The organism is Endozoicomonas sp. ONNA2 (genome assembly GCF_024606365.1).
In the GTDB taxonomy this organism is placed as follows: Bacteria; Pseudomonadota; Gammaproteobacteria; order Pseudomonadales; family Endozoicomonadaceae; genus Endozoicomonas.
Genome location: NZ_JAHHPO010000061.1, coordinates 1 through 1,458, shown reverse-complemented (window position 1 = coordinate 1,458; position 1,458 = coordinate 1). Strand labels below are relative to the sequence as shown.

The following is a 1,458-nucleotide window of genomic DNA, read 5'->3' as shown; positions in this document are numbered from 1 at the left end:
AGAGCGACAAAGTCCTGCGCGAGATTCGGGGCAGTTTATGAAATATCCGGGCTAAGCCATAATCACCAGACTGCGCACCCTCATTTGAAGTCCGATATTTTTTCGGATCCAGTCATTTATGCCAATAGCCTGCATAACCTGGAAAAGGATATCAAAAGAAGCAAAGAAGACTTCATCCGGCATCTGTTTGATAAATACAGCGACTCATTGCCGCCGGTATGGGCTGTGGTTGAATTGTTGACCATGGGGCAGCTATCAAAATGGTTTGGCAATATCAAATACCGACATGACCGGCAGTCAATCAGTCGCATTTACGGGCAGGATGAAAAGGTGATGTCTTCATTTTGCGAGCATCTGTCTTTGGTCCGGAATCATGCAGCGCATCATGCCCGCCTTTGGAATCGTGATTTCACGAAAACTCCCATGCTACCCCAAAGGCGGATTCACAATTGGTCAGCAGTCTGGTTGTTAAGCCCGAATATGACCGGCAGCTCAGAAAGCTATACAACACCTTTGTGATTCTTGCCTATTTGATGGAAAAGATTTGTGGTGAAAATCATTGGCAGGATCGTCTGGTTAAGTTGATTAATGCCCACCGCATTGATGTTCGCAAGATGGGCTTTCCTGATGACTGGTTGCAGCGGCTGATGTGGCAGGGTTTTGCAGTAGAACGCTCTGGCTGCTAGTTCGTGCCAGTTCATCCTGCTTATTTCTGGTGTTGGTTATGCCAGTAAGCACGACTACCGGCAGTAATGTTGCGTGCCATGAACCTGTTCTCATCTTTTGCTTTCATTCCTGAGACACCTGGCCAATGGTCACGTCTGTGCTAATCTGGTGCAATATTACACCACAATAGATAGGCAGGAGATGACCCATGGCCAGGCAAAGCATTACCCTCACGTCACCCAATGACCAATGGTTGCAGGCTCAGGTTGAGAGCGACGAGTATGGCAGTAAAAGTGAAGTAGTGAATGATTTGATTCGTCAGGCCAGGCGGCGTCAGGAGGCGACAGAGTCTCTTCGGAGTGCACTTATTACCGGTGAAAACAGCGGGATCAGCAACGATACAGTAGACGATATCCGGGAGCGTGTATTAGCCCGGAGAGTCAAGCATGACTAAGTAGTGCCTGTCGGCAGAAGCTGGGCTGGATATAGAGCGAATATTCGAGTTTGGTCTTGATTGTTTCGGGTATGAGCAAGCCAGTTGTTATCTGGATGGCTTGGAAACGCATCTGAACCTTTTCCCACGTTTTCCTGTAGCGCTCATACCGGGAGTCAATATAAACCGCCAGGTCTGAAATATTCACCATCCACGGCGATTTCTGGCTGTTCATGGTGCGCACCACCGGAACCGGCAGCTTTTGAGAGGCTGCAGCCAGCTTCGCCCGTTTTTCACACATGCCAAAGGTAACTATTCAGCACCCCTCATTTAAATCTGGAATTTTCTGATTTTTATAC

4 protein-coding genes are annotated in these 1,458 nt (G+C 48.1%); 3 read left to right on the top strand and 1 reads right to left on the bottom strand.

Going from position 1 to position 1,458, the window contains the following annotated elements; genetic code table 11:
* The 3 genes from KDK14_RS00915 to KDK14_RS00905 form a co-directional block, all read left to right on the top strand.
* Positions 1–519 (top strand): Abi family protein (locus KDK14_RS00915; protein WP_257263134.1); only part of this gene is annotated, 519 nt, incomplete at its 5' end.
* A 14-nt stretch (positions 520–533) separates the two neighbouring features.
* Positions 534–686: a hypothetical protein gene (locus tag KDK14_RS00910; protein ID WP_257263133.1), complete on the top strand. Its 153-nt coding sequence runs from the start codon at positions 534–536 to the stop codon at positions 684–686.
* Between the two features lie 188 nt (positions 687–874).
* A complete protein-coding gene (locus tag KDK14_RS00905) occupies positions 875–1,120 on the top strand; it encodes a type II toxin-antitoxin system ParD family antitoxin (protein WP_257263132.1) in 246 nt (81 codons plus the stop codon).
* Here the strand turns inward: KDK14_RS00905 and KDK14_RS00900 are convergent.
* Positions 1,107–1,400: a pyocin activator PrtN family protein gene (locus KDK14_RS00900; RefSeq protein ID WP_257263131.1), complete on the bottom strand. Its 294-nt coding sequence runs from the start codon at positions 1,398–1,400 to the stop codon at positions 1,107–1,109. The genes KDK14_RS00905 and KDK14_RS00900 overlap by 14 nt on opposite strands.
* Positions 1,401–1,458 lie beyond the last annotated feature (58 nt).

What these genes read in the sequence shown, in the direction of transcription:
- KDK14_RS00910 (WP_257263133.1), top strand. Translation starts at nt 534, where the DNA reads ATGGAAAAGATTTGTGGTGAAAATCATTGGCAGGATCGTCTGGTTAAG.
- KDK14_RS00905 (WP_257263132.1), top strand. Translation starts at nt 875, where the DNA reads ATGGCCAGGCAAAGCATTACCCTCACGTCACCCAATGACCAATGGTTG.
- KDK14_RS00900 (WP_257263131.1), bottom strand. Translation starts at nt 1,400, where the DNA reads ATGTGTGAAAAACGGGCGAAGCTGGCTGCAGCCTCTCAAAAGCTGCCG.